Source organism: Hyphomicrobium sp., assembly GCF_041674905.1.
Taxonomy (GTDB): Bacteria; Pseudomonadota; Alphaproteobacteria; order Rhizobiales; family Hyphomicrobiaceae; genus Hyphomicrobium_B.
Genome location: NZ_JBAYUV010000018.1, coordinates 40,265 through 60,007, shown reverse-complemented (window position 1 = coordinate 60,007; position 19,743 = coordinate 40,265). Strand labels below are relative to the sequence as shown.

The 19,743-nt window shown below is 60.5% G+C and carries 16 protein-coding genes and 1 pseudogene; 12 read left to right on the top strand and 5 right to left on the bottom strand.

Annotation, left to right across the window (positions count from 1 at the left end):
* The 3 genes from WC026_RS09475 to WC026_RS09465 form a co-directional block, all read left to right on the top strand.
* Positions 1-300 (top strand): hypothetical protein (locus WC026_RS09475; RefSeq protein ID WP_372710650.1); only part of this gene is annotated, 300 nt, incomplete at its 5' end.
* A 56-nt stretch (positions 301-356) separates the two neighbouring features.
* Positions 357-1,241, top strand: coding sequence for a hypothetical protein (locus WC026_RS09470; protein WP_372710649.1), 885 nt, complete (start codon positions 357-359; stop codon positions 1,239-1,241).
* 186 nt (positions 1,242-1,427) lie between these two features.
* A complete protein-coding gene (locus tag WC026_RS09465) occupies positions 1,428-1,733 on the top strand; it encodes a GIY-YIG nuclease family protein (protein WP_372710648.1) in 306 nt (101 codons plus the stop codon).
* A 455-nt stretch (positions 1,734-2,188) separates the two neighbouring features.
* Here WC026_RS09465 and WC026_RS09460 read toward each other — a convergent pair whose 3' ends face one another.
* Positions 2,189-2,428, bottom strand: coding sequence for a hypothetical protein (locus WC026_RS09460; RefSeq protein WP_372710647.1), 240 nt, complete (start codon positions 2,426-2,428; stop codon positions 2,189-2,191).
* A gap of 621 nt (positions 2,429-3,049) precedes the next feature.
* On the opposite strand from WC026_RS09460, the pseudogene WC026_RS09455 reads away from it, so the two are divergent.
* Together WC026_RS09455 and WC026_RS09450 are read left to right on the top strand one after the other, a co-directional pair.
* Positions 3,050-3,619 (top strand): annotated as a pseudogene (locus WC026_RS09455) (inorganic phosphate transporter); the annotation flags it as partial.
* A gap of 584 nt (positions 3,620-4,203) precedes the next feature.
* Complete coding sequence (locus WC026_RS09450; RefSeq protein ID WP_372710646.1) at positions 4,204-4,824, top strand: hypothetical protein; 621 nt, start codon at positions 4,204-4,206, stop codon at positions 4,822-4,824.
* A gap of 40 nt (positions 4,825-4,864) precedes the next feature.
* Here WC026_RS09450 and WC026_RS09445 read toward each other — a convergent pair whose 3' ends face one another.
* On the bottom strand, positions 4,865-5,602 hold the full coding sequence (locus WC026_RS09445; protein ID WP_372710645.1) for a competence/damage-inducible protein A: 738 nt from the start codon (positions 5,600-5,602) through the stop codon (positions 4,865-4,867).
* A 93-nt stretch (positions 5,603-5,695) separates the two neighbouring features.
* Here WC026_RS09445 and sfsA point away from each other — a divergent pair, with 93 nt between their 5' ends.
* Together sfsA and msrB are read left to right on the top strand one after the other, a co-directional pair.
* Positions 5,696-6,421, top strand: coding sequence for a DNA/RNA nuclease SfsA (gene sfsA, locus WC026_RS09440; RefSeq protein ID WP_372710644.1), 726 nt, complete (start codon positions 5,696-5,698; stop codon positions 6,419-6,421).
* Positions 6,422-6,527: 106 nt separating this feature from the next.
* The gene (gene msrB / locus WC026_RS09435; RefSeq protein ID WP_372710643.1) at positions 6,528-7,040 is read left to right on the top strand and encodes a peptide-methionine (R)-S-oxide reductase MsrB; all 513 of its coding nucleotides are present in this window, start codon (positions 6,528-6,530) and stop codon (positions 7,038-7,040) included.
* Between the two features lie 15 nt (positions 7,041-7,055).
* Here the strand turns inward: msrB and WC026_RS09430 are convergent, their stop codons facing one another.
* Positions 7,056-8,993, bottom strand: a complete 1,938-nt coding sequence (locus tag WC026_RS09430) for a putative bifunctional diguanylate cyclase/phosphodiesterase (RefSeq protein WP_372710642.1) — start codon at positions 8,991-8,993, stop codon at positions 7,056-7,058.
* A gap of 497 nt (positions 8,994-9,490) precedes the next feature.
* On the opposite strand from WC026_RS09430, the gene WC026_RS09425 reads away from it, so the two are divergent.
* The 5 genes from WC026_RS09425 (at position 9,491) to WC026_RS09405 (ending at position 18,950) form a co-directional block, all read left to right on the top strand.
* The gene (locus WC026_RS09425; protein ID WP_372710641.1) at positions 9,491-10,849 is read left to right on the top strand and encodes an efflux RND transporter periplasmic adaptor subunit; all 1,359 of its coding nucleotides are present in this window, start codon (positions 9,491-9,493) and stop codon (positions 10,847-10,849) included.
* The gene (locus WC026_RS09420; RefSeq protein ID WP_372710640.1) at positions 10,846-14,007 is read left to right on the top strand and encodes an efflux RND transporter permease subunit; all 3,162 of its coding nucleotides are present in this window, start codon (positions 10,846-10,848) and stop codon (positions 14,005-14,007) included. The genes WC026_RS09425 and WC026_RS09420 overlap by 4 nt, the downstream gene beginning before the upstream one ends.
* Positions 14,008-14,011: 4 nt before the next feature.
* Entirely contained in the window at positions 14,012-17,119 is a 3,108-nt protein-coding gene (locus WC026_RS09415; RefSeq protein WP_372710638.1) for an efflux RND transporter permease subunit, read from the top strand.
* Positions 17,120-17,348: 229 nt separating this feature from the next.
* Entirely contained in the window at positions 17,349-17,987 is a 639-nt protein-coding gene (locus WC026_RS09410; RefSeq protein WP_372710637.1) for a DedA family protein, read from the top strand.
* Positions 17,988-18,449: 462 nt separating this feature from the next.
* Entirely contained in the window at positions 18,450-18,950 is a 501-nt protein-coding gene (locus WC026_RS09405; protein ID WP_372710635.1) for a DUF2165 family protein, read from the top strand.
* 54 nt (positions 18,951-19,004) lie between these two features.
* Here the strand turns inward: WC026_RS09405 and WC026_RS09400 are convergent, their stop codons facing one another.
* Both WC026_RS09400 and WC026_RS09395 read right to left on the bottom strand, forming a co-directional pair.
* A complete protein-coding gene (locus WC026_RS09400; protein WP_372710634.1) occupies positions 19,005-19,259 on the bottom strand; it encodes a hypothetical protein in 255 nt (84 codons plus the stop codon).
* A gap of 134 nt (positions 19,260-19,393) precedes the next feature.
* On the bottom strand, positions 19,394-19,645 hold the full coding sequence (locus WC026_RS09395; protein WP_372710633.1) for a hypothetical protein: 252 nt from the start codon (positions 19,643-19,645) through the stop codon (positions 19,394-19,396).
* Between the last annotated feature and the right edge of the window lie 98 nt (positions 19,646-19,743).

Here is a 19,743-nt window from a genome sequence, read left to right as displayed (position 1 = left end):
TCGAGCACCGTCGCAACGTCGAGCTTCGACGTTGAAGCGCGCTCGATCGATTCGACGCTGACGCATGGCGCCAATGCACTGGCGCTTGGCGAGCAACCGATCGAACTGCGCACGCCTGCCGTGCCCGCAGTCGCGCCCGCGATGATGAGCAAGTCGGAACTCTTCAAGCAGCGCGCGACGGAAGCCAAGCTCCGCGGCTACGAAGGCGTCGCCTGCACCGAGTGCTACAACTTCACAATGGTCCGCAACGGCACCTGCCTGAAGTGCGACACCTGCGGCTCAACGAGCGGGTGTTCTTGATATTTGAAACCGGGGGGCGAGGCTAAGGTCTCGCCCTTTTTGTGCGTAGGCTTTCAATGAGCGCAGATATTGGAAATCGAATTTATCGAGTGATCGATGACGCCCGAGCGGAAATGTTTCAGCGTGCAGAGCAGGCGCAACTTACTTTTTTGGCCTTCGAACTCGCAGCACAGGAGCTAACGTCTCCAAATGCAACACAAACAAAAACGATCAGCTTTCCTGTTGGGCTCCGACCAGACAAAACAACAATTCCAACCGAGCGAATTTACACTCGCGAAGACCTTCTCACACAATATCGTCTCCTTGCAGTGCACCAGCTAGCCGTGAACGGCCTTTCTCAACTTGTCATTCACGTTGAGTCGATGCTCGAAGACCTCTTGCGCGTAATTGTATTGAAATTCCCGAAGAAAATCGGAACAAAAAAGCAGATCGCTCTTCACATCGTCCTGGAGTCAGCCTCGATTGACGACATTCACCAGCGCGCGGTCGACAGCCTCCTGAACGAAATTTCCTACGAGTCACCCCACGATTTTGCGAAAACTTTCGAAACAATCACAGGAGTAAATCTCCTAGAGTGCCCCGCTTTTCACCGATATATTGAAGGAAAGGCCTCGCGCGATATTTTCATGCATAATCGCGGCATAGCTAACCCAACCTATCGCCGAAAAGCCGGCTCGCACGCAAGAGTACCGGTCGGATCCACCATACCGTGCGATGTTCAGTATTTCTTGGAATGCTACGAAGCATCCCTGCAGCTTACAGAATGGCTGGAAACTGAATTCCACTCAATATTCCCAAGCACCGATTTCGAAGCTCGCAAGACGGCACAGATGGAGATGTCTCTACCTCAACCGACAGAAACTGCCCCCCCCCCACTCGTTGAACCGATCAAGAAGATGATCAAGAAGAAACGTAAAACGCCGTCATCCTCGGACGCGTGAGCGCATGCGATGCGCGTTCGGGAACCAGCATGAGGCTCGGCGCAGCCGTCCGTAATTCTTGCAAGACGCTTCCATCGAAGCGCCTTGTTTAATTTTGCGCTCTCTTTTGTTGGCGTTGGCGACTCCGCTACGCGGAGCCGGCCGCCAACGCGGGTCCCTTGCGCGAGAATGACGGGGGGAGCGGAAATGCGCATCGTTAGGCCAGCAGTCTATATCCTCGCGAGCGGTCGCAATGGGACGCTGTACATCGGCGTCACCGGCGATCTCGCGGCGCGCGTGTCCATTCACCAGCAGGACTTGGCGGACGGCTTCACGAAGCGATACGGCGTGCACATACTCGTGCACTACGAGCATTTCGAAACGATGCCGGACGCCATCGCACGAGAGAAGCAATTAAAGAAATTCCTGCGCGCCGCGAAGCTCGCGCTGATCGAAACCAACAATCCGCACCGGCGCGTTCTGACGTCCGACGTACAGGCTTGGCGAAGCTAGCGCCCGACGTCGCAGCCAACAAAAACATCAATGTCCGCGTTCGCATGGATAGGGTCCCAGTCGCGGCCTGCTGCTTTGCCGAACAATTGAACCTCACTCCCGTCATGGCCGCGCAGGCGGCCATCCACGCGACGGGGAGACGTTCGCAGGCAGCGTCCCGGGCGCTCCCAATTTCCTGAAAAGTCCGTATCTGCGACCGCCCCACGACACGTCGTGGATGGCCGCCTGCGCGGCCATGACGATGATGACATCCCGCGACATAACGGAGCAACAATGCCTGAACGAATGTTGGCAGTCAGTGAGACGTCGGCGGGAAAGCAGGGCGCCAGTTCACCGATTAAACCTGAGCGCTAAAAACCTCCGCCGAGAGCGTTCCCGACCCAATTCGGAAATTGCTCTCGGCGGATAGCAGGATCGCGAGTCCGGGCCGTGCCCCCCGCCCGGCTCAAGTCCGGCTAGTGTTTCTTCGATTTCTTGTACGGTGCTTTCTTCAGATGCGCATGCTTGTGCACATGATGCTTATGTTTACGCGCGGCGTGCGCGTGCTTCTCTTTCTTGCGATCCACGAAGAACGTCGTCTTGGCGACGGTGCTCTCAACACCGGGCTTGACGAGCGACGGCGCTGCTTGCGCGGACGTCTGCGCCAAAGTCGCTCCGATGATGGTTGCGGCAAGCAGTGACAGTGTACGTCTCATATTCAATCCCTCCGCTGGCATAGCCATTTTGCGTCGCGATAAAAGAGGCTAGTGCGCAGCCTTCGAAAAGAGAAAGAAGATAAATTCAAATGCTCCGGAAATTTATTTCTTTGCAGGCACGTAAAAATTGGAGCAGGCGCAGCCGCGACCTGAAGATCTTTTAGCTTCCTGCTCTGCACACGACCGCAAGCATCGCCGCTCTTAGAGCTTTACTAGATAAATTTGTTATATTATATGTTAACTATAACTCGCGAGGCACGCGGGTTTTAGTCTCGAAGGGAAAAACGACGATGCTGAATCGAAATCAAACCTATCCGGCGCTCTTGGCGTTATGGGTCGCGAGCGTTATCGGCGCGCCAACGCCAGGCTTCGCCGCATCGAACACCGGGAGTTCGGCTCAACGCTACGCTATGAGTGATGAAGTTCTCTCTGATCGCAGTTGCAAAAGAGGGCCGAAACAGGAAATTTGCGACTGGGTGAAGCGCGACCACAAGACAGCGACCGGCCGTTAGCATGACTGCGTTGCAAGCTTGGAAAGGCTTGCACGCGCCAGCTGTCATAACACTGTAATAGAGACTGCCTAGTTCCCCCGCGTCAGCACCTAAAATAGGGGAACTCACGATGTCCGACGTGGCGTTAGCCGACGTGGCAGGCGGCAGACCGAAGCTCGACCATCCAGCAAATCCGGTAACAGCCTTTGTATTCCTGGGCTTGCTTGCTGGTGGTCTTTTCTACACGGCCTATAGCCTTTACCAGGACGTCGAGGCGGCAGGCGCTCCGATTTCCACCTTGCTGCCGTTCCTTCTCTTGGGCGTGGCGCTGCTCATCGCCCTCGGCTTCGAATTCGTCAACGGCTTCCACGATACGGCCAACGCCGTTGCAACCGTTATCTATACGCACTCGATGCCCGCCAATGTCGCGGTGCTCTGGTCCGGCTTTTTCAATTTTCTCGGCGTGCTGCTTTCAAGCGGTGCCGTCGCCTACGGCATCATCTCGTTGCTGCCGGTTGAACTCATCCTTCAAGTCGGATCTGGCGCCGGCTTCGCGATGGTCTTCGCGCTGCTGATCGCGGCCATCATCTGGAACCTAGGAACGTGGTGGCTGGGGCTGCCGGACCCCATCACGATGTCCGGGACGCTGACCGTGCCGCCCGACGTCAAAGCTACGCTGCCGCCGGCTCCTGTTGCGACGCCCACTGCACCGATTGTGGCACGCGTCGTCGAACCCACGCTTCCCTTGGCTGCGAACATGAAAGCCGTGACGGAGTCGCCGGAGATGCTTTCGCCGGACCTCGAACCGACCCCGGTCGCCATCCCCACAACGATCCGGCTGCGCGGCACGAGATTGCGCGCGCGCCGCCTCGGTCAGGCCATGCCGCCTCTCGACGAGCGCATCAAGGAGTCGAGATCCCGCAAAATTCGCGTAAGATTGAAAACACGGCGCAAGCATAAGCCATTGCCGAAAACACCGCGCAAAGCTCCAGTGCGGCAGATTGCGGCCGCTCCCAACGTGGGCAATACCTTCATCTCGGCAAAAGCGACGACAAAGATCGTTGGTGCGCCACCAAAGCCACTGCGCGTGCGGCTCGCCGCCAGCCCCTGAAACGGCCTGCGGATCACAATCTGCGATGCGTTTCCGGCGATAGCCGACAATACATCCACACCTTATCCTCATCTCTCCACATACGGGCATGACCTCCTGCGATGCCGCTGGTTCATGACGCACGAATCAGTCCACTTTCCGCCTAACGAATTTCAAGAATCGGAAAGTTGGCCATGTCGAAATATGCCGCGCACGCGCCGTTGTCCGTCTACCTTCTGGCCGATCATCTCGACAGTGCGCTGGCGGCCGGTGAAGATCTCGTTGCGCGCGGTCACGATTGGCGCGCCCTTGCCGAAGCACCGGGTGAGCCAGCCGAATTTCCGTTGCACCAGCGTCGCATCGCGGAAGATGTCCGCAGCCTTGAGCTGATGCTGATTGCGCGTGTGCTCAAGGCGCGCACGCATGCGCTCTCGCTGGCCGAGGTGGACGATCGCTTTCGCGCGGTCGGCAATCTCTTCGCGTCCGGAACGGCGATCCTGCAAGACGCCGCGACGGAGTGCGGCGACGCGCGGGCCGAGGATTTCGAGACCGGCGATGATCTCGTCTCCTATATCCGAAGCCGCGGGCTGATCGCACCCGACGCCGCCAACGTTCGCGGCGCCGCCGATCTCACGATCGACGACAGCTTCCTGGTCGCGAAACGCATTGCGCTCGGACCGCTTCTCGACATGACAGCCGCGTTCCTCGATGCGCTGGACAGCCAGTACGAGCTTTTCGTCGAAGTCGAGCAACCGGAATACGCGACGCGGCTCAGGGTTGAACCGGACGACCGGGATCGGCTGTCCCTGAACTGACGCGCGGACATCTCGCGGATCACGTTCGCCGAACCGTTTCTCAAACGCCCAGCGCTGCTTTCAAGGTTGCAGCAGCTTCGCTCAAGCGGTCGGCGTCGGGCGAGCGCAATACCAGATCCGCAACCGGCTTTCCGTCTCGCAAGCGCGGATAGCTCCCCATAGCCACATCGCGATAGCGTTGCTGATGCGCGGAAAAAACGTCGGCGATCTCGCTTTCCGGACGGTCGACCGCGATCGTGACCGACAGCACCTTGTCGCCGGTTTCGAGATCGGGCGTCACCGCTTCCAGCATCGCCAGCATGATTTCCGGAACGCCGGCCATCACGATGACATTGCCGATACGAAACCCCGGCGCGCCGGACACGGGATTGACGATCAACGAAGCCCCAGCCGGAATCCGCGCCATCCTGAGCCGCGACGGCGTCAAGGCAAGCCCGCGCTTCCCATAATTTTCAGCAAGCAGTTTTTCGGCGCGCGGATCAACATCGATCGCAACACCACAGGCTTTTGCGATGCTGTCAGCCGTGATGTCGTCATGCGTCGGCCCAATGCCGCCAGTCGTGAAAAGATAGTCGTAACGCCCGCTAAGTGCGTTGACGGCGGCACAGATCTCGGCCTCATCGTCGGGAACGACGCGCATCTCCTTGAGCCGGATGCCGATGTTCGTCAGGTGCGCGGCGATCGCACCGCCGTTCCGGTCCTTGGTGCGGCCCGACAGAATTTCGTCGCCGATGATCAAAACCGCCGCGGTGACTACGCGTTCTTCGCCCAACGCCATCTCCCGTTCGAAACATTTCGCTCCCGTCTTAGCACCGCCCCGCTCCATCCGAAACACTTGCCCTCGCGCGACATTCGGCGGATACGCGGAGGCATGAAATTCGCAACGCCCCTCATCCCCGGCAAACTCATCCAGCGCTACAAGCGTTTTCTCGCCGACGTCCTGACCGCAGGCGGCGTCACGGTGACGGCGACATGCCCGAATACCGGCTCGATGCTCGGCCTGACGACACCGGGGTCGACGGTCTGGCTTTCGGAAAGCGACAGCCCGACCCGCAAATACCGCCATACGTGGGAAATGATCGAAAACGATCTCGGAACCGGCCCACACCTCGTCGGCATCAATACCGGAAAGCCGAATGCCCTCGTCGCTGAAGCGATCGGACTGAAGGTCATCCCGGAGCTCGCCGGATATGCTTCGCTGCGCCGCGAAGTACGATACGGCGACGAGAACAGCCGCATCGATCTTCTGCTGTCGGAGAGCAAGGACCCGCGCCCCTGCTATGTCGAAATCAAGAACGTGCATCTGATGCGCCAGGCGGGCCTCGCCGAATTTCCCGATTGCAAAACCGAGCGCGGCGCCAAGCATCTGCGCGAACTCTCAAGCATGGTGGCTCAGGGTAACCGCGCCGTCATGGTGTTCCTCGTTCAGCGCGGCGACGCGGAAACCTTCAGGCTCGCGAGCGATCTCGATCCGGCCTACGCGACGGCATTTCAAGCCGCAGTCGCTGCGGGCGTCGAGATGCTGTGCTATGGATGCAGGCTGAGCCCATCCGAAATCATCGTCGACCGGCGCATCGAGATGACCGATCTGGCGTGAACGATATTCGGCGGGGCTGAAACGGAGTGCGCTTCGGCGACGTACTCCCTCTTGCGCACGCGCAAAGCGCTGCGGCTCAACAATGCGAGCATCAAGGACAGACGCCATGTACTCTCGCCGTGATTTTTCCAAACTGGGATTGACCTTCGCCGGAGCCTTCGCCGGCTTCAAAGCCGTGTCTGCCCTCACCCGGCCGAGCGAGGCCGGCACAACACCCGAAAAATTCGAAGTGACCAGAACGGAAGAGGAGTGGAAGAAAATTCTGAATCCCGAGCAGTTCCGCGTCCTCCGCAAGCAGGGAACCGAGCGCCCGGGCTCATCGCCGCTCGACGCCAATGAAGCGGCGGGCACCTACGTCTGCGCCGGTTGCGCGCTGGCGCTCTATTCGTCCGATACAAAATTCCACAGCGGCACGGGCTGGCCGAGCTTCTGGCAGCCGTTGGAGAACGCCGTCGCGACCTCCGAAGACAGCATGTATGCGATGATGCGCACGGAGGTGCATTGCCGGCGCTGCGGCGGCCATCTCGGACACGTCTTCAACGATGGCCCGAAACCGACAGGCCTGCGCTATTGCATGAACGGCGTGGCGCTGAAGTTCGTCCCCAAAGGCGCGGCCTGATCTATCGCGCCAGCATCAGGCACTTTGCGCCAGCGCAAGAGCCGGAACTGCCGGAGCTTCGCTCATGAGCAGCACGGCCGTTTCGACGGCCGATAGCGGAGCACCGAGCAGCATGCCTTGTCCGAATGGCACGTCGAGCGCGAGCACGCGCACGCGCTGATCGTCGGTTTCGATGCCTTCGGCGACCACGGTGCAATTCAGTCTCTGGGCGAGTTCCGCGATCGAGCGCACAATCAGCTCGCTTTGTGCCGAATGCCCGAGCTGGCTCACGAACAAACGGTCGATCTTGATCCCGTTGAATGGGAATTTCACGAGATAGCCGAGCGAGGAATATCCGGTTCCGAAATCGTCGAGCGCGATCGAGACGCCGATCTCCTTCAATCTCCGCAGAGATCCGATGACCTCGGCGTCGGCGGACATCAGGCTCGCCTCCGTGACTTCCATTTCAAGCTCGAGGCGCGACGCAGGAAGTCCCGCATCCTTCAAGGCCCGCTCGACCGACGCCGCGATGTTTTCGACCCCTATCCGCATCGATGACATGTTGATGCCGACAGGAACGCCGGATGGCCACGACGCCGCCTGACGGCAGGCCTCCTTGATAATCCAGTTGCCGATATCTTCCGCGATGCCGATATCGATCGCCGTCGCCAGAAATTGCGCCGGCGTCAGCAATCCGCGCAGAGGATGACGCCAGCGAACCTGGCATTCGAAACTCGTAATCGCGTTCGTTTCGAGATTGCGGATCGGTTGATAGAAAAGCTCGAACCCGTCGTTGACGAGTGCAGCTCTGAGGCCAAGTTCGAGGACGCGGTGCTCTTCGGCCGATCGCTGCATGTCGGCTTCGAAAATGCAGTACATCCCGCGACCCGCATCCTTCGCGGCAAACATCGCGAGATCGGCCTGCGTCAGCAGCATTTCGCCACCGACACCGCTTTCGCAGGCCAGCGCCACGCCGACGCACGCGCCGATCTGAACCTTCTGCCCTTCGAGGTCATAGGGTTCCGTTAGCGACATCACGAGCCGCTCCGCGAGCGAACTCGCGAATGCCCGTTCGCAAATGTCCTGCGCGACGATCGCGAATTCATCGCCGCCAAGACGGGCGACGAGATCGCCTTCGCGCACCTGCCCCGAGATGCGCGCCGCAACCGATTTCAAAAGCGCGTCGCCGACGGCGTGCCCCAGCGCATCGTTGACGGATTTAAAGCGATCGAGGTCAATGTAGAAAACGCTATAAGCCATTGCCCCGGAGCGATTGTTCAACGCATTCAATCGCGCCATGAAAGCGCGGCGATTGGCGATCCCGGTCAAGCCATCCGTCATCGCGACGCGTTCGGTTTCCTCGCGCGCCTCGCTGAGGGCCGCAATCGTCTCCTGCAGGCGGGTAACGGCCTCAAGTCGCTCGAGAAAGAGGCGACCCTTCGTTACAATCAGGCCGTACAAGAACACCAGGAAGCTCAAAGCCAGCGCGCCGAGGATCGCATCGTGATGGCTGAGCACGAAAATACATTTCAAGATCAGGGGCAAAAGGATGGTCGTCGCATAGAGCACCGCGACGGCAGGAACCGGCGCCAGAAGAATGCTGCCGCTTGCCGCCATGCCGACGGCCAGCGCCATCAGGATCAGTTCCCTGTCGCCATGCAGCGTCCCGGCCCAGCGCGTCGCAAGGACCGCCCAGGGCAGACCCAAGAGAACGCCGAACAGCAACGCCCATCTGGCGTCGCGCAAAGGCGAGCCAGACTCCCGCGCCGAAGCTTGCCGCTTTCGCAGCACCCTAGTGACGCAGCGAACGCCGATCAACGAACAAATCGCGAGGGAAACGATGGCCCACGCGGCAAGCTCGACGCCGGGCACAAGGCCACGAAATGCGACAACCGCGATAACGATGTTTAATGCGTAGCCGACCATCGCCGCCGGAGTCGCACGCGCCAGGCTTGCTAGTTGGTCGCGATGCACGCGGGTCAAACTCTCCCAGCGAGCGACAGTTAGGACACGGAGCATCGGGCCTCGGCAGCTTCGGCAATGCGCCTATGATAAACGGCCTGCCTTAATGATTTGGCACATAGGAGCACTAAACGCCGGCATCTCCCGGATGAAATTATTATATAAATTTCAAATACTTAAAAAAATGGAAGTTACGACCGCCTCGCCGCCGGCTTCCGAAGCGCGAGCATCATGGGCTCCGCACACCAGCAGATTGAACCACGGGCGTCTTGTATTTGCCATTTGGCGGACGAACTGGAGTAATAATGCCAGCCAATTATAGGCGGCGGGCAGCAAATCAACGTGTCGACGAACGGGCCGGCGGCTTATGAGCCGGCGGCGCAACGGATTTACCTTGAATCCGCGTTTCCTGGTCCAGGGTCCGGCGACGCGCATGCCTGTGCATCCCGCCCTTATACGCACGACGACTTTGCCAGCCGGCAGGCCGGCCAACCTGGAAACGAACACGAATGAGGCTATTGCGGTCAATCTTTACGCTTCTCGTCATCGGCGCCATCGGCGGCGGCGTCTATTACGTGATGCAGAGCGGCACGCCGGGCGGACCTGCCAAGGCGCGGTTTGGCCGCGACGGCGGCGGCGGAGGCCCCGTTGCCGTCATCGCCAAAAGTGCTGAAACCGCCGACGTGCCGATCTACCTCGAAGGCGTCGGCTCGGTGCGGGCGCTGAACATGGCGACGGTGCGGGCGCAGGTCGACGGCATCCTCCTTAGCGTCAACTTCAAGGAAGGCCAGGACGTCAAGCGCGGCGACGTGCTCGCCAAGATCGACCCTGTCACCTATCAGGCCCAGCTCGACCAGGCCGTCGCCAAGAAAGCGCTCGACGAAGCCTTGCTCGCCAACACGAAACGCGATCTCGAACGCTACCAGAAAGTTGGCACGCTCGCGATTTCGCAGCAGCAGATCGACACGCAGAAGGCGCTGGCGCAGCAGCAGGAAGCGCAGATCAAATCCGATACCGCCGCGATCGAGAACGCGACCGCGATCGTCGGCTATACGACGATCGTCGCGCCGTTCGACGGGCGCACCGGCATCCGGCTGGTCGATCAAGGCAACCTCGTTCACGCGGGCGACGCGGGTGGCATCGTCGTCATCACCGAGATTCAACCCATTTCCGTCGTGTTTACGCTGCCGCAGCAGGACCTTCCGGCACTGACCGGCGCTTCCGGAAAATTGACGGCGCAGGCATTGTCGACCAACGGCCAGGTCGAACTTGATTCAGGCCTCCTGGAAGTGATCGACAACCGGGTCGACCAGCAGACGGGCACGATCCGTCTCAAAGCCAATTTCCCGAACGACCGGCGGCAGCTCTGGCCCGGGCAGTTCGTCAACGTGCGCGTGCTTGTCGACACACTCAAGAATGTCGTCGTCGCGCCGACGGAAGCCATTCAGCGCGGGCCCGACGGCGATTATGTCTACGTCGTGCAGGCCGACAAGACCGTCTTGATGCGGGCGGTCAAGATTTCGCGCCAGGATGAAAAGCAGGCGATCATCGCGGACGGCGTCAAATCCGGCGATACGCTGATCGTCAGCGGCTTCGGCCGCCTCAAGGACGGAGCCAGCGTCTCGATCAGCGACGGCAAGACACCGCCGGCCGACGTCGACGGGCCTGCGAAGCAACATCATCGCCAGGGCGGGAAAGCCGCCCGCATCGCCAACGAGCGTCAGCAGTCGTCAGCCGCAACGGCCGGCGCGCCGCTCATCACGGGTTCCAACACAGAGCCTACGCGAACGGTGGACAACGCAAAGCCCGACGCCCGGCAGGCGCAGCGGTCGAACGGCGCCGGTAAGGACAGCGGCACATCCCCATGAGTGTTTCGCGGCCCTTCATCGAGCGGCCCATCGCGACAACCCTGTTGGCGCTGGCGACAATCCTCGGCGGCATCCTCGGCTATCTTTCGCTGCCGATCTCGTCGCTGCCGCAGGTCGATTTTCCGACTGTCGAGGTGACGACCGAGCTTCCGGGCGCCAGCCCCGAGACGATGTCCACCCTCATCACCGCCTCGCTTGAGCGGCAGTTCGGCCAGATCCAATCGCTCTCGACCATGTCGTCGACGAGCTCATTCGGCCTCAGCCGCATCACGCTGCAATTCAATCTGGATCGAGACATCGACTCGGCGGCACAGGACGTGCAGGCAGCGATCAATGCCGCCGGCTCGACGCTGCCGAAAAACCTGCCCTACCCGCCTGTCTATTCCAAGGTCAATCCGGCCGATACGCCGATCGTCACCCTGGCGCTGACATCCGACACCCTGTCGCTCCGTTCTCTTTCCGATCTCGCCGACACATTATTGGCGCAGCGCCTGAGCTCGGTGTCGGGCGTCGGCCATGTCTCGATCGAAGGCGGCATCAAGCCGGCGGTTCGCGTCGAAGCCGACATCAGGCGGCTGGCGAGCTACGGCCTCAGCATGGCCGATCTCAGCACCGCGATCAGCTCCGCCAACGTCGCCGGGCCAAAAGGCTCGCTCGATGGCGACAAGCAGTCGTTCATGATCGCGGCGAACGATCAGATCTCGAACGCCAAGGCCTATAACGACGTCATCATTGCCTATCGCAACGACGCACCAGTGCGCATAAAGGACGTCGCAAAGGTCAGTGACGGCCTCGAGAACACGCGCGTCGGGGGCTGGTATCAGGGCAAGCCCGCCGTCATCGTCGATATCCTGCGCCAGCCCGGCGCCAATGTCATCGATACGGTTGCCCGCATCAAGAACGAGCTGCCGCGCGTCGAACGAACCATGCCCGCCGGGGTCAATCTCCAGATCGTCAGCGACCGCACGGGAACGATCCGCGCATCCGTCCACGACGTGCAGTTCACGCTGGTTTTGAGCGTCGGACTCGTTGTGATGGTCGTGCTGCTGTTCCTGCGCTCGCTTCGCGCCACCCTCATTGCCGGCGTCGCGCTTCCGGTATCTCTCATCGCCACGTTCGGCGTGATGTATTTCTGCGGCTTCAGCGTTGACAACCTGTCGCTCATGGCTTTGACGATCGGCACCGGCTTCGTCGTCGACGACGCGATCGTGATGATCGAGAACGTCGTGCGCCATCTCGAAAAGGGCGAGAAGCCGATGAAGGCGGCGCTCGAAGGCGCGCGCGAGATCGGCTTTACGGTCATCTCGCTGACGTTGTCGCTGATCGCGGTGTTCATTCCGCTGCTGTTCATGACCGGGCTCGTCGGACGCATGTTCCGCGAGTTCGCGCTGACGCTGACGATCGCGGTCGTCGTCTCGGCAATCGTATCGCTGACGCTGACGCCGATGATGTGCTCGCGTCTTCTCAAAGCCGGTCACGACGAAGGCGGCACACGTCTCGGCCGTCTGTTCGGCGACTTCATGGATCGCGTGATCCAGGGCTATAAACGCTCGCTGGAATTCGTGCTGCGCCATCAGACGGCAACGCTGTTTGTAGCGTTCCTGACGGTCGTCATGACGATCTGGCTCTACATCATCATGCCGAAGGGCTTCCTTCCCGATCAGGATACCGGCGCGATCACGGCCGTCGTCGAAGGCGGACCGCAGATTTCGTTCAACGAAATATCACGGTTGCAAAACGACGTTGCGCAAATTGTCGCCCGCGACCCCGATGTTTCGGGCGTCGCCTCGATCGTCGGCATAGGACAGGCGAACGCGACGCAAAACGTCGGCAATCTCAAAATTCTGCTGCGGCCGCGTGCAGAACGTGAAGCCAATGTGACGGAGGTGATCCAGCGCCTGAAGCATGAAGTGCGAACCGTCGCCGGCACGATCGTCCATTTCCAGCCCGTGCAGGACGTGCAGATTTCCACGCAGAGCAGCCGTGCGCGCTATCAGTATACGCTTGTCAGCACGGATGCCGACGAGGTTGCGGAATGGTCGAAGCGCTTGGCGAACGCGCTCAAGGCGTCGCCCTATCTGCGCGACGTCACCTCGGAAGAGGTCGACGGCGGCCTGGTCGCCAAGATCACGGTTGATCGCGTCCTCGCCGGCCGTCTCGGCGTCACGATGGCTGCCATCAACAATGCCTTGAGCAATGCCTTCGGTCAGCGTCAAGTCTCGACCATCTACGAGCAGTCGAACCAGTATCGCGTGGTGCTCGAAGCGGCGCCCGAATACCGCAGCGACCCGTCACGATTGAACCGTCTCTATGTTCCGTCGAGCACGACCGGAACGCAGGTGCTGCTGACCACGGTCGCCGCCATGACGTATGAGACCGCGCCGCTCGCCATCAGCCATCAGGATCAGTTCCCCGCGACCACGCTCAGTTTCAATCTGGCTCCCAAGGCATCCTTGAGCGATGCCTTGCACGCCATCGATACGGCGAAGCAGGAGATCAGCCTTCCGGCAACCGTCAACGGCACGTTCTACGGCGACGCCGCCGAATTCTCGAAATCTCTGCAGGGTCAACCCTGGCTCATACTCGCCGCCATCGTCACGATCTACATCGTCCTCGGCGTGCTCTACGAAAGCCTGATCCATCCCTTCACGATTTTGACGACGCTGCCGTCCGCTGGCATCGGCGCGGCATTGGCGTTGGAACTGACGGGAAAAGACCTGTCGTTCGTCGCGCTGATCGGCATCATCCTGCTGATGGGCATCGTCAAGAAGAACGCCATCATGATGATCGACTTCGCACTCGACGCCGAACGCACGCGCGGCATGTCCCCAGAAGATTCCATCATGGAAGCCGCGCTTTTGCGCTTCCGTCCGATCATGATGACGACGCTTGCAGCACTTCTCGGCGCGTTGCCGCTGGCGGTGGAAAGCGGCACGGGATCGGAGCTTCGCAACCCGCTCGGCATCACGATTGTCGGCGGGCTTCTGCTGAGCCAGCTTCTGACCCTCTACACCACGCCCGTCATTTACCTTGCGATGGAACGCCTCCGCGCACGGCTTACGGGAAGACGCTACACCCAAGCAACGCAACCCGCTGCGGACGACGATACCGGCATTGAGAAACAGCCGCGCCGCGGCTTCGAGGAAGCAGCCGAGTAACGCCATGAACGTCTCGCGCATCTTTATCGAACGGCCGATCGGGACAGCGCTCCTCGCCGTCGGCCTCTTCCTAGCCGGCGTGATGGCCTACACGTTCCTGCCCGTGGCCAGCATGCCGTCGATGGAGTTCCCGACCATACGGGTCAGCGTCACGCGCCCCGGCGCCGATCCCGCGACGATGGCCGCGAGCGTCGCGGCGCCGCTCGAGCGCCGCCTCGGCGAAATCGCCGGCGTCACCGAAATGACATCGTCGAGCGCGCTCGGCACGAGCAGCATCACGCTGCAGTTTGAACTCTCCCGCAGCGCCGATGGCGCGGGCCGCGACGTACAGGCTGCCCTCAATGCCGCGACCGCCGATCTTCCGGGCGACCTGCCCCAGGTCCCGACGTTCCGCAAATACAATCCGTCGGGTTCGCCGATCCTGATCCTGGCGCTGACTTCCGACACGATGACGACGAGCGACATCTACGACACCGCCGATACGATCATCGGACAGCGCATCTCGCAGGTCGACGGCGTCGCGGACGTTTCCGTCAGCGGCGCCGATCAGCCCGCGACCCGCGTCCAGGTCGACCCGGTTCTGACGGCTGCGATGGGCGTCAGCTTCGAGCAGGTTCGCCTGGCGATCGAGGCCGCGAACGATCTGTCTCCCATCGGCTCGATCGACGGCGGCACGCAAAGCATCATCCTCGCCAGCAATCCGCAGCTGCTCGATCCTGATGACTACAAGAACATCGTCGTGAAGAACTTGCCAAACGGCGACATCGTGCGTGTCGGCGATGTGGCCAAGGTCGTCCTTGCGACGCGCAACCGCCTGTCGTCCGCGCAGTTCAACAACAAACCCGCCGTTCTCCTGATCATCACCAAGACGCCGGAAGCCAACGTCATCGACACCGTGGACCGGGTCAAAGCTCTCCTGCCGCAACTCAAGCAGTGGATTCCGGCCGGCATAACGATTTCGGTTCTGTCGGATCGGACCGGGACCATCCGTGCATCCGTCGAAGATATGCAGATGACGCTCGCCATTACGATCCTGCTCGTGATGTCGGTCGTCTTCATCTTTCTGAGGCGCTCGACACCGACGATCGCCGCCGGCATCACCGTGCCGCTGTCGCTTGCCGGCACATGCGCCGCGATGTGGGCGGCCGGCTACTCGATCAACAATTTGACGCTGATGGCGTTCGCCGTCGCGGTCGGCTTCGTCGTCGACGACGCCATCGTCATGATCGAGAACGTCTATCGCAACATGGAGCGCGGAATGAAGCCGATGCGGGCCTCGCTCGAAGGCGCGCGTCAGATCGGTTTCACGGTCATCTCGATTTCCGTTTCGCTGGTCGCGGCGTTCATTCCCGTGTTGTTCATGACGGGCATCGCCGGGCGGTTGCTGCACGAGTTCGCGATGACGCTGATGTTCTCCATCATCATTTCAGCGATCGTGTCGTTGACGGTCACGCCAATGATCTGCGCGCATTTCATCAGGGACGGCGCCGATCATCGCAAATATCTGGCCGACCGGCTGTTCGAAGGCGCTCTTGCGCTCGTCGTCAAAGCCTATGCGTTCACGCTTCGGATTGCGCTCCGCCATCAGGCTATCATGCTAGCCGTGTTCGTCGCGACCATCGCGTTGACGATCCACCTCTATCGGATTTTGCCCAAGGGCTATCTGCCCGATGACGATACCGGCCTCATCCTGGCCGCGACGGAAGCCAATGCAGATACGTCGTTCGCAAACATGAGCAAGCTTCAGGATCGTGCGCTAAAAATCATTCTCGCGGATCCGGCCGTCGAAAGCGTCGGCTCATCGATGGGCGGCGGCGGCTTCAATCCGACCCTCAATCAGGGCCGCATGTTCATTGGATTGAAACCCCTTGGCGAGCGCGACAATGTTGCGACTGCGGAGGTGATCGACCGCCTTCGCAAGCCGCTTGGAGAAATCGTCGGATTGGCGACGCGGCTGATGCCATCGCGTGATATTCGCACCGGCGCACGGCAGGGAAAAGCCGATTATCAGTACACGCTCTGGTCCTACGACGATAAGCTCTACGATTGGGTCGGCAAAGCTGTCGCGGCTGTCCGCGCCGTTCCCGGCGTCGTCGACGTCAGCTCAGATCGCGAACAGGGCGGGCTTCAGCTCAACGCCATCATCAATCGCGACACGGCATCCAAACTCAACGTCTCGATCGCCGATATCGACACGGCGCTCGAGAACGCCTTTTCGCAGCGCCAGTTTTCAACGATCTACGGCGACCGCAACCAATACAAGGTCATCATCGAGGTCGATCCGAAACTCCAGCGAGATCCGCGCGACCTCGATCGCATCTACGTCCCGAGCGCCAGCGGCACACTCATTCCGCTTTCGACGCTTCTGACGATTGAACGCGGTACCGCTCCGCTCGTCATCAATCACCAAGGCCCGTTTCCCTCTGTCACGATCAACTATAGCCTGCGGCCCGGCGTCAGCATGGACACGAGCCTGCACGCCATCGAACAGGCGCTCGCCGAATTGCATATGCCGGAGTCGATCCGCGGAGAGCCGGCCGGCGACGCGAAAGCGTTCGCGGAACAGGCGCGCATGCAAACCTTGCTGATCGTTGCCGCGCTCGTCGCCATCTACATCGTGCTCGGCGTGCTCTACGAAAGCCTCGCGCATCCGCTGACGATCATCTCAACGCTGCCATCGGCCGGACTTGGCGCGCTCCTCGCGCTCCAGACCGCCAAAATGGATCTCTCGGTCATCGCCCTGATCGGCGTTATCCTGCTCATCGGCATCGTCAAGAAGAACGGCATCATGCTTGTCGACTTCGCGCTCAGCGCCGAGCGCGAACGTGGGTTGTCACCGCAGGAGTCGATCTACGAAGCCTGTCTGCAACGCTTCCGGCCGATCCTGATGACGACGCTCGCAGCCCTGCTTGGCGCAATCCCGCTGGCGATCGCCATCGGTCCGGGTTCCGAAATCCGCCGGCCGCTCGGCATTACGATCATCGGCGGACTCGTCGTCTCGCAGGTGCTGACGCTTTACACGACGCCGGTCATTTACCTGCTGCTCGAAAAGCTGAAGCTCAGGCTTTCCCGCTGGCGCGGCAAGAACAGCGACACGCCCGTATCGGCGTAAGCAGGCCCTTCTCTAGAGTGCTTCCGGAAAAGTGGGAACCGGTTTTCCGGTAAGAAGCACGACGAAATAAAGAGCTAGAGGCTTCGGGGTTATTGTTCCCAGCCAATCCCGACCCTCAAAAAGGACTTTGCAACCGCACACGTGCCAGCGCAGAAATTTCTCTTGAGAACGTGCCGGGCGCCACCGACGATCCGCCGGGCCAGGCGGGCTGATTTCGGCAAGGAGCAGCATGTCGCTTTTTTCGAACCTCGACCTTCACCAATTCATTGCCGATTACGGCTATTGGGCGATCGCATTGTTCGTCGGGCTCGAAAGCATGGGGCTTCCGTTGCCCGGAGAGACAATTCTGATCATCGGAGCAGGCTACGCGGGCAGCCGTGACGGCAGCTTGGCGGCCGTGATCCTGAGTGCAGCGGCCGGAGCCATCATCGGCGACAACCTGGGCTACGTCATCGGACGCCAATTCGGCACCAGATTGTTGCAGCGTTACGGATCGAAAATCGGCGTAACGCCAGAGCGCATCAAGCTCGGGCAATATCTATTCATGCGGTACGGCGGCAAGGTTGTCTTTATCGGCCGTTTTATTGCCGTTCTACGTTTCCTGGCGGCCTTTCTAGCCGGCACCAATCGGATGCCGTGGCCCCGCTTCCTGATGGCGAATGCCGCCGGCGCCATCCTCTGGGCAACAGTGGTCGCCGTCGCCGCCTATACTCTCGGCCGAGGGATTCATGCGATACGCGGGCCGCTCGGATTGATCACGATGATCCTTGCCGCTGCCGCGGTTGTCGCAATCTTCCTATATCTGCGCCGAAACGAAGCTGCGATGCAGGCAGCGGCGGAAAAAGCCCTACCCGGTCCGGTTTCTTGATCGCTTAAATCTTGGATTGCTTTCTGCTTTAGCCTGCAGACCGTCAGCGAACGAGGTTCGGATTTCGGGCTGTCGGATTGCGAAAGAGCGGATCGTACTCCCGCGTAATGGGCTTGGGATACATCGACGTCGTCGACGAGGTCGTCGGCACATCGGGGCCTCTCGGCGCGCTCAGGCTTGGCGGGTTTCGGATGATGGTCGGATTGGGAGGCGCAACCGACCGCCGTTTCGCGGCCTGGGCAGACACCGGAAGCAATACGGCCAAAGCCGTCGCAATCATAAGAATAGATTTAACCACCCCTGGCCCCCTGACGAATCGCGGCTACCCCTGCCACACCGTAGCAGGGCATATATAGTCGTGAAGTCCGGTAGCGCCAACTCCGGCGATCTTTCAACACGATCCAGGGGGTAACCCCCAAACCACCGGACGAACCGCGCCATGTGCTTGTCGGGAGCCAATCGATGCTGATCACGCGCCTCACCAAGGTGACGATGTGTTTCGTCCTCGGACTCTTTTGTTTGCTGGTCGCGTTCGACAACGTCTTCGACCCTGGCACGAACTACACATTCGTGCAGCACGTGCTGAGCATGGACACGACATTCCCTGAGAACGGTCTCAAGTATCGCGCAATCACAAACCCGGTCGCCTGGCAGGCCGCCTACGCCGCAATCATTGTCGCGGAAGGTTTTGCCGGTCTTCTTTTCGTGGCCGGAGCGATCCGGCTGCTCCGCGTGCGCAACGCCCCGGCCGCCGACTTTAATCGCGAGAAGAGTTACGCCATTGCCGGGGGCGCGCTCGCGTTTCTGATCTGGTTCTTCGGATTTACCGTCGTCGGCGGCGAATGGTTCGCGATGTGGGAGTCGAAAATCTGGAACGGTCAGGAAACGGCGTTCCGATTTTACATAACGGCAGTCGCCGTACTGATCTTTCTCAATCAGCCGGACGGCGAAATTTCGGAATGACTACGTCGGCGTTAGCATTCGCCATCAGCTCAAACGTTGGAGATCTCTGACCCCTCAGGGATCTGACGCGACGGTTTCCGGCGTTTGCGTCGGCTCGCTACCCGCATCCGGAGCAAGGCTCGGCCTGACACCGTCGGCAGCTTCGGTTTCCGTCACCGTGCCGTATTTTTCCGAATGGCTCGGCTGATAACCGAAGTTATAGCCCATGAGCACAACCGCCAGAAGAGCGACGGCCGCCGCAATCAGCGGCAAGCGCCTCCAAGTCTTGTCCCGGTCTGGAAGGCGCGGATCACCTTCACGCGTCGACATGGCTTTCCTCCACGAACATCAATCGTGGAAAACGGAGTCACGGAGATTCGGTTCCCTCTTCTTGGAAAACCGGCAATACTTGAGCCCAAATACTCGCCCAGCGTGTCTTGATGTCGTCGCACTCAATCCCGCAATCACCGGGAATTCGGCGGCGTGTCCGGTTCTTTCTCGACCCGGAAGATCGCTTCGTCATGCCCGCTCTGGCTGCTGTAGACGGCGAGCGCCATCAACGCAGTCCCGATCATCGTTGCGAGCAGGATGCCGACGATCGTGCCGATCGTGGCGCCGACGCTAACGTCGGAAAAGACGCCGAAACCCCACATTACACCGCAGGCCGCAAGGACTACGGCGAGGCATAACGACGAAAAAATCGTGATCGTCCGCATGAGAAAACATCCTTCGAGCGCACGGGAGGCGCAGCCAGCCTAAACATGCATATTTAATACATGATTAGACCAGCGCTGCAACGGGGCATGACGCAGCC

Coding starts and splice junctions, on each gene's coding strand:
- WC026_RS09470 (WP_372710649.1), top strand. CDS start 357: ATGAGCGCAGATATTGGAAATCGAATTTATCGAGTGATCGATGACGCC.
- msrB (WP_372710643.1), top strand. CDS start 6,528: ATGTACTCTCGCCGTGATTTTTCCAAACTGGGATTGACCTTCGCCGGA.
- sfsA (WP_372710644.1), top strand. CDS start 5,696: ATGAAATTCGCAACGCCCCTCATCCCCGGCAAACTCATCCAGCGCTAC.
- WC026_RS09395 (WP_372710633.1), bottom strand. CDS start 19,645: ATGCGGACGATCACGATTTTTTCGTCGTTATGCCTCGCCGTAGTCCTT.
- WC026_RS09445 (WP_372710645.1), bottom strand. CDS start 5,602: ATGGCGTTGGGCGAAGAACGCGTAGTCACCGCGGCGGTTTTGATCATC.
- WC026_RS09415 (WP_372710638.1), top strand. CDS start 14,012: ATGAACGTCTCGCGCATCTTTATCGAACGGCCGATCGGGACAGCGCTC.
- WC026_RS09450 (WP_372710646.1), top strand. CDS start 4,204: ATGTCGAAATATGCCGCGCACGCGCCGTTGTCCGTCTACCTTCTGGCC.
- WC026_RS09405 (WP_372710635.1), top strand. CDS start 18,450: ATGCTGATCACGCGCCTCACCAAGGTGACGATGTGTTTCGTCCTCGGA.
- WC026_RS09400 (WP_372710634.1), bottom strand. CDS start 19,259: ATGTCGACGCGTGAAGGTGATCCGCGCCTTCCAGACCGGGACAAGACT.
- WC026_RS09460 (WP_372710647.1), bottom strand. CDS start 2,428: ATGAGACGTACACTGTCACTGCTTGCCGCAACCATCATCGGAGCGACT.
- WC026_RS09420 (WP_372710640.1), top strand. CDS start 10,846: ATGAGTGTTTCGCGGCCCTTCATCGAGCGGCCCATCGCGACAACCCTG.
- WC026_RS09425 (WP_372710641.1), top strand. CDS start 9,491: ATGAGGCTATTGCGGTCAATCTTTACGCTTCTCGTCATCGGCGCCATC.
- WC026_RS09410 (WP_372710637.1), top strand. CDS start 17,349: ATGTCGCTTTTTTCGAACCTCGACCTTCACCAATTCATTGCCGATTAC.
- WC026_RS09465 (WP_372710648.1), top strand. CDS start 1,428: ATGCGCATCGTTAGGCCAGCAGTCTATATCCTCGCGAGCGGTCGCAAT.